The 7,079-nt window shown below is 35.4% G+C and carries 7 protein-coding genes, 3 tRNA genes and 2 pseudogenes; 4 read left to right on the forward strand and 8 right to left on the reverse strand.

Features of this window, described 5'->3' with window-relative positions:
* From ACFIO3_RS06500 to ACFIO3_RS06510, 3 genes and pseudogenes are all read right to left on the reverse strand, one after another.
* Positions 1-212, reverse strand: a pseudogene (locus ACFIO3_RS06500) (NADH-quinone oxidoreductase subunit B); the annotation flags it as partial.
* A complete protein-coding gene (locus ACFIO3_RS06505; protein ID WP_375608288.1) occupies positions 203-568 on the reverse strand; it encodes an NADH-quinone oxidoreductase subunit A in 366 nt (121 codons plus the stop codon). The pseudogene ACFIO3_RS06500 and the gene ACFIO3_RS06505, both read right to left, overlap by 10 nt.
* A 299-nt stretch (positions 569-867) precedes the next feature.
* Positions 868-944, reverse strand: a tRNA-Asp gene (locus ACFIO3_RS06510).
* 174 nt (positions 945-1,118) lie between these two features.
* On the opposite strand from ACFIO3_RS06510, the gene ACFIO3_RS06515 reads away from it, so the two are divergent.
* Positions 1,119-1,194, forward strand: a tRNA-Val gene (locus tag ACFIO3_RS06515).
* Between the two features lie 99 nt (positions 1,195-1,293).
* On the opposite strand, the pseudogene ACFIO3_RS06520 reads toward ACFIO3_RS06515, so the two are convergent.
* From ACFIO3_RS06520 to folE, 5 genes and pseudogenes are all read right to left on the reverse strand, one after another.
* A pseudogene (locus tag ACFIO3_RS06520) lies at positions 1,294-1,587 on the reverse strand (XRE family transcriptional regulator); the annotation flags it as partial.
* A 677-nt stretch (positions 1,588-2,264) separates the two neighbouring features.
* Positions 2,265-2,771, reverse strand: coding sequence for a hypothetical protein (locus ACFIO3_RS06525; protein ID WP_375608289.1), 507 nt, complete (start codon positions 2,769-2,771; stop codon positions 2,265-2,267).
* A 136-nt stretch (positions 2,772-2,907) separates the two neighbouring features.
* Complete coding sequence (locus ACFIO3_RS06530) at positions 2,908-4,092, reverse strand: alpha/beta hydrolase (RefSeq protein ID WP_375608290.1); 1,185 nt, start codon at positions 4,090-4,092, stop codon at positions 2,908-2,910.
* A gap of 188 nt (positions 4,093-4,280) precedes the next feature.
* Positions 4,281-4,365: transfer RNA gene (locus ACFIO3_RS06535), tRNA-Leu, on the reverse strand.
* A 139-nt stretch (positions 4,366-4,504) separates the two neighbouring features.
* Complete coding sequence (gene folE, locus ACFIO3_RS06540) at positions 4,505-5,125, reverse strand: GTP cyclohydrolase I FolE (RefSeq protein WP_375608291.1); 621 nt, start codon at positions 5,123-5,125, stop codon at positions 4,505-4,507.
* 125 nt (positions 5,126-5,250) lie between these two features.
* On the opposite strand from folE, the gene ACFIO3_RS06545 reads away from it, so the two are divergent.
* The 3 genes from ACFIO3_RS06545 to ACFIO3_RS06555 form a co-directional block, all read left to right on the forward strand.
* Positions 5,251-5,679, forward strand: a complete 429-nt coding sequence (locus ACFIO3_RS06545) for an iron-sulfur cluster assembly scaffold protein (RefSeq protein WP_375608292.1) — start codon at positions 5,251-5,253, stop codon at positions 5,677-5,679.
* Positions 5,680-6,030, forward strand: a complete 351-nt coding sequence (gene yidD, locus ACFIO3_RS06550; RefSeq protein WP_375608293.1) for a membrane protein insertion efficiency factor YidD — start codon at positions 5,680-5,682, stop codon at positions 6,028-6,030.
* 114 nt (positions 6,031-6,144) lie between these two features.
* On the forward strand, positions 6,145-7,079 hold a 935-nt coding region (locus tag ACFIO3_RS06555; RefSeq protein WP_375704215.1), incomplete at its 3' end, for a TGS domain-containing protein.

Here is a 7,079-nt window from a genome sequence, read left to right on the forward strand (position 1 = left end):
GCCAAACCAAAACTCATCCACATTAAAGAACCGGTACGTGCCCAAGTAATCAAAGCATCTGCCGAGGTAACTAAAAAACCCTTATCTGATAATTCAGCATTAATATCACGAAAAAACTTATCGTTAGATCCTATCAATTCACCAGTATTGGGATCAATGATTCCTTTTGGTTTCGGAGCTGTAATTGTTGAATGATTAGATTTTAATTCCATTCAAGAGCTCCTTTTTTCCATTCATATATGAATCCAATAGTCAAAATCGCTAAAAACACAATCATCGACCAAAAGCCAAACACACCTATCGATTTGAATGAAACAGCCCAAGGAAAAAGAAAAGCAACTTCAAGATCAAAAATAATAAATAAAATTGATACCAAATAGAAACGAATATCAAACTTCATGCGAGCATCACTAAATGAATTAAACCCACATTCATAAGCCGATAACTTTTCAGGATCGGGGGAACGATATGCTACAATGTAAGGTATAATCAACAAAGCTCCAGCAATAACTGCCGAAACAATAATAAAGATCAAAACCGGTAAATAAGAGCTCAATAAATAAGCCATAACCCTCTTCCATCGTAACGAAATGCCTAAGCTTAACACAATTATTCAATATTGCGAAATCAAACAGGCAAACTTAATAACCGCTTCATTGACTCTGCTTATACAGCTTCAAAGATATACAGAGCGATACTTTTCTCATCGGCATAGGTAACGCAGAGAAAAAAAAGACGCAAGTCCTATTCTTATAATCATATAAAAAGAAAAAATATACTTACTTCCCCCCCTAAATCAAATACTCTACCACCTAACCTACAGTACAAGGACATCTTAAAAAGAAAGTCCTATGAGGAAATAGAAAATGGCGCGGGTGACGGGGCTCGAACCCGCGACCTCCGGCGTGACAGGCCAGCACTCTAACCAACTGAGCTACACCCGCGCATTTTTTGAACCAATTAATTTATTTGGTACAAGCGGTCGTGTAAGGGGTTCATTCGTTTATGTCAAGAAGGATTATGCATTTTTTAAAAAAATTATCAAATACTATCTTTATTCTTGCGTTTAGAAAAAAATTTCCTTAAAGAGGGTTCATTCAGTTGCTGATTATTGCATTGGGCGATTAGCTCAGCTGGTAGAGCGCCTCGTTTACACCGAGGATGTCGGGAGTTCGAGTCTCTCATCGCCCACCATTCAATTTTATACTGCAAGTGACTTATTGATTTTATTATTTTTTTTAAAGTACGGGATACGTGGATAAAAGTTAGGGAATAGGATTTTTCAACCTATCTCTATAGGATGCCTCTTTTTTTGCAAACTTTCTCAAGAAGGTCTTTTAATTCTGCTAAGTTTTGTTGTGAAAAATTCTCTAAACTTCTAACAAACTCACCAACCGCCTCATGCCTCAACGGATCAGAAGTCTTGATTGTAAAACTTTTGCGACAAGCATAAGCTGCTTTCCTTAGGAGTAAAGCCTTCTCTTTATCTAAACCATAAAGCTCTATGATCTTTTCCTCCAGTCCTACAGGAACAGATTTTTTGCCAATCTCTATAGAAAATAAAAATGCTAAAGATACAGCTAATTTTTAGATTTTATTGGTCATTATTTTAAACGTGTGAAGATATTGTACACTATCTCTATATAAAAAAACCTTATCAAGCATATACAATATCTATTATATAGTACGTTTAATATCATCGTAAAATTTAAATCCTACAATAGGATATATAAATTAAAAATATTGGTGTACTCACGTTTGTTAATCTTAATGCGATAATTTTTGATCTCTCTTCAAAAACGAATATCATTATAGTTTTTAAGGAAGATATCGTTAACTTTATACAAGCTCATGCAAAAAAAACTGATATTTTGTTCCAACTTTTTTATGGCATATTTACCCTGAGGAGATGACATTACAAGTGATGCTGATAACCTTGTATTGCTTTTACTTAACTTGCCTTTTCATCCACCTTTAATTTCTAATTTGAGATTTTTTCTTTATTTTTATCGGAACATAAAAAATATAAACATCATATGTCCTTGCGCTTCTTTACACAATCTGATTCTTGCTAATAAAGTCTTCCCTGCTTAACTTTACCAAAGATACAACCAAAGTCTCTTAAAGCTTTAATGCAATAAAAAGTGTGATTATCAAATACACGCGACTTGTTTATTATTGCAAATTCTTTTCTTTAAAAAGACTATAGTCTTCTAACAGCGTTTTTTGTGTGAAATTATCTATCTTTTCAATTAAAAAAACTTTTATTGTTTAGCTTTTGTTTTTTTCTCAAAGAGATGAGGGCTTTCAATAATAAGCTTTTCTCGCGCTTTTTGTAACTGTTTAATGATTTCATCAATTTTTGATGGAGAACAAAAAGCTTCTTGGCTATTCAATAAATGCAACCTCTCCTTCCCCTCATATAAACATTGCATCTGGGATTGAAGTATTCTAACTTCTTGAAAGAAAAGACGCCCAGTTTCCTTAAAACCATTATTAAGTGAAAAAAGTTGATCGGAAATGGATAGCAGAATTTGTTTTAAAAAGCGTTCATTTTCTTGACGTTTACGATATTCTAAAATAAGAGCATGGCTTATCTCATCTAATTGTTGTTTCGTAGAATCAATTTGACGCAATAAATTTGGTTTTTCCCCCATATCACCTTTTCTCACCTTCACAAGCATAGTATGAATGTCTAACAACTTAATTGCGGAATGAGATAAATAATCAACAACTGTAGGGGTATTGACATAGCGTTTTCGTGCATTCATCACAAACTTACCTAATGACTGTTTTTTTACATTCATTCCGCTATTTATTTTTATTTTACAAAGGCATTCTAAAGAAAGTGCTAAAAAATATTATTCTAATGCATTATTCGATGAAACCTTTTTTCTCTTTTCACTATCAACGTGGAATTCGTGGAGAGAGAAAACGTACAGGTGTATAAAGGATAAGATGTGTTGTTTTCTCCAACACACTACTACCATCAGCAAGAAGAGCTTGACTAGGTGACAATTCTGTACCTTGCATAATTGTTGAAGCCAAAGAACCTTCTCGAGAAAGAGCCATCAATGTTGGCGAAGATGCAAAGACATTATGGGCCCCTCCATCTACATGAGAGAAATCAAGAACAGCTATTCCGTTTTTACGCAACATTTCAATATCTGAGCCATCACCCACACGATGATGTCCACCCGTAAGACGTCCTGAAACAGCAAGAGCTTTATCCGCTCTGGATACTAAAATAGCTGTTGGCTGTGGGAGTTTTTTTATATCATTAAGTTGGCGCTCAAATACATCAACATCAATGTCTGGTGCAGCCATTAATAAACTTGTAATACGATGAATAGGCTTATATTTTCCCTGTAGGGCTAAAGTTCTAAATGCCTCCATTATAACAAAATTGCCCATAGAATGTGCAATGACCGAAATCTGATCAGCATTGGTTTCACTAATAAGTGTCAAAAGCTCTATTAATCCGTCACGGGCAAAATTAGCACTGTCACGATCATAAATATAAAGAGGAACTGATCCAGCAGAAGGCCAAGAATAATGCACAGCGACAACATTTAAAGAATAATCGTGTGTAAACTGCGCCGTACGAAATGTACCATCTGCAAAATTATTATTATATCCATGGATAAAAAGAAAAATTTCTCTTTTTCCTTTTGGCTTTTTTGCTAAAGCAGCATTTAATTGCTGCTTAAACTGTTCTTTATTATCGTATTTTTGTAATGCTACTGCTGCAAAATATTTATCATGCGTAGGTTTATACGCATTTATTTCAACAACTCCCTTTACATGTTGCTGGGGGATTCCTACATCAACACGATTATAATGCACTTTATTTGATCGCTCTATGCCATAAGGTTGAGAGTAATTATTTTGCATCATACGACTTGTTGCAACATACACTGGAACAATGGCTTTTGGAGAAATTGGTTTTCCTTCAACTTCCCTTTCTACTGCAATCATAGAAGGAGTTGCATGCACCCCATGCCAAAGTACAGCACGCGAATCGCTACATGCTGATAATAAAGAAATACAAATAAGAAGTGTTAAATATCTTAAAACCACTATACTTTTCACTGCAACACCATCCCACCCTATAAAAAATATAACATTTCAAATGCACAGAATTAAAGTAATAAAAAATGAAAAATTAATGAAACATTATTGGAAATACACCAACAAATAATAAAAAAAGAAAGATTTCTTTATAATGATACATTCTCTTTTTACACAACTTCCTCTCATTACAGAGATTAATTGCCAAATGGTGCGGTCGAGAAGACTCGAACTTCCACGGGTTGCCCCACAGCGACCTCAACGCTGCGCGTCTACCAATTCCGCCACGACCGCACGTGGTGAAACAAAAAACTTTGGATTCCAGCCTTTAACAAATCATCAAGAAAGGTACAAGCCAATTTTCTGTTTCTCATAATTTATTTTATCCAGATAATTTATAACTTAATAAAGATTACGAGAAATATGGGCTTTCCTATGATCTTTGAACCATCATCATAAAATATGCTTGTGCAGCTTGATCTTTTTCATAAGAACCATGAAAGTTTTTGGTAATTGTTGTAGAACCCTGTTTTTGAATTCCTCTCATAGTCATACACATGTGCTCAGCCTCAATCAGTACTGCGACACCAAGGGGTTTTAGATATGTTTTTAAAGCGTGAGCTACCTGCGCTGTCATAGCTTCTTGTGTTTGTAAACGACGAGAAAAAATATCTACAACACGTGCAATTTTTGAAAGGCCAACGACTTTTGTATTAGGAAGATAGGCTATGTGCGCTTTCCCGATAATTGGGATCATATGATGTTCACAGTGTGAATAAAAAGGTATATTTTTTACGATTACCGATTCATTGTATCCTGAAACCTCTTCAAAAACCGTGCCTAAAGTTTCTTCAACCGATTGACTATAACCATTAAAAAGCTCGCGATATGCCTTAGCCATACGTCTTGGTGTATCTAAAAGCCCTTCTCTACTTGGATTTTCCCCTACCCATAAGAGTAATGTACGAATCGCTTCTTCTACCTCTTCAATATTAGGACGCTTTTCTTCAGATAAAAAAGAATCCTTTGAACCTTCTTTAACAACATTACGCATTCAAAAACTCCAACCCTACTCTCTACAAAGCATTTGCTAAATATCTATTTCATTTTGTATAATCTCTATATAAGCGAATTAAAAGTTTAAACAATCACAGCTCTCAAAATTTCAGGCAATAGCGCATGATTGATAATATCTATAATGATAAAATAATTGAATATGCAGCACATATAAGCAAAATTGGGCGCCTTAATAATCCTGATGCAACATCAAGGAAACATACACACCTTTGCGGTTCAACAATTATCGTAGATTTAAAAGTAAAAAATGATATTATTACGGATTTTGCCCATGAAATACACGCATGCGTGCTAGGGCAAGCTTCGGCTTCACTTTTAGCATCTCATATCATCGGAAAAACAACACAAGATCTTAAAATATTGCGTGAAATTATCTATCAAATGCTAACGCAAGATGGTCCTTCTCCTCAAGCTCCATTTGAGGATTTTTCTTGCTTACAGCCCATTAAAGACTATAAAGTGCGCCATGCAGCAACACTACTGCCCTTTGAGGCAACGATAGATTGTATTCAAAAAATTGAAGAAAAATAAATGTTCAAATCGCAATCTCGACAAAAAAAATTGACTCGAAATTACACTGGCACTTGGCAAAAAACACCCGGACGATTATTGGGCATTTGCTTAATACGTCTCTATCAAATAACACTTTCGAGTCTTATAGGCAATCAGTGTCGCCATGCCCCAACTTGTTCAGAATATACATATGAAGCGATTGCACGCCATGGGCTTTGGGCTGGTGCATGGATGGGATTTTTTCGTATCATGCGTTGTGGACCCTTTGGAACAGCTGGCTTTGATCCAGTCCCTCCATTACTGGGAAATTCTTGCTGTTTTTATAAACCTTGGCGTTACTGGAAAATTTCTGACAAACACAATAAATAATCCTTTTCTTTTTTTATATGTACTGATAGAAAAATTAGTCTATAAGCTTTTTACTTAGTTTTCACGAAAAACCATCCGCAATCGTTAGCGGAATTGGATTTAAAGGGTGTTTTTATGTCTTGCTCTATTTCTCTTTCTTTTCCAGATGGTTCAAAACGTAATTACCCCGCCGAAATGACAGGTTTGGAATTAGCAGAATCCATTTCTAAATCATTAGCAAAAAAAGCAGTCGCCTATAGTCTTAATGGCATTATGCGAGATCTATCGGATTCATTGGGACAATCTGGTCAAGTAGAGATTATTACCCGAGAAGATTCACGTGCTCTTGAACTTATAAGACATGATTGCGCCCATGTTCTTGCTGAAGCAGTGCAAGAACTCTTTCCTGAAACGCAAGTGACAATAGGTCCTGTTATTGAGAATGGATTCTATTATGATTTTGCACGCCAACAACCTTTTACATTAGATGATCTTACCGTCATTGAAAAAAAAATGCGTGAAATTATTCAACGCAATAAACCTTTTAGGAAAGAAATTTGGTCTCGTGAAAAAGCAAGAAAAATTTTTTCTGAGAAAAAGGAATTTTATAAAGTTGAACTTATTGATAGCGTTCCTGAAAATCAAGATTTAAAAATCTATTATCAAGGAGAGTGGTTTGATCTTTGCCGCGGACCGCACATGCAATCTACAGGCCAAATTGGAAATGCTTTCAAATTAATGAAAGTCGCAGGTGCTTATTGGCGTGGCGATGCCAATAATCGGATGCTTACGAGAATTTATGGAACAGCATTTGCAAATGAAAATGACTTAAAAGCCTACCTCCATATGTTAGAAGAAGCTGAAAAGCGTGATCATCGCCGCTTGGGACGTGAAATGGACTTATTTCATTTTCAAGAAGAAGGACCAGGAATGATTTTTTGGCACAAAAAAGGCTGGAAAATGTTCCAAAATTTGATCAACTATATGCGTAGACGCCTTGATGATCATCAATATGCTGAAGTTAATGCGCCACAAGTTCTCGATAGGTCACTTTGGGAAATATCTGGCCA

The organism is Bartonella sp. AD328YNZD (genome assembly GCF_042196425.1).

Excerpts from the sequence above, each read along its gene's own strand:
- ACFIO3_RS06505 (WP_375608288.1), bottom strand. The coding sequence starts at position 568 with ATGGCTTATTTATTGAGCTCTTATTTACCGGTTTTGATCTTTATTATT.
- ACFIO3_RS06525 (WP_375608289.1), bottom strand. The coding sequence starts at position 2,771 with ATGAATGCACGAAAACGCTATGTCAATACCCCTACAGTTGTTGATTAT.
- folE (WP_375608291.1), bottom strand. The coding sequence starts at position 5,125 with ATGCGTAATGTTGTTAAAGAAGGTTCAAAGGATTCTTTTTTATCTGAA.
- ACFIO3_RS06545 (WP_375608292.1), top strand. The coding sequence starts at position 5,251 with ATGATTGATAATATCTATAATGATAAAATAATTGAATATGCAGCACAT.
- yidD (WP_375608293.1), top strand. The coding sequence starts at position 5,680 with ATGTTCAAATCGCAATCTCGACAAAAAAAATTGACTCGAAATTACACT.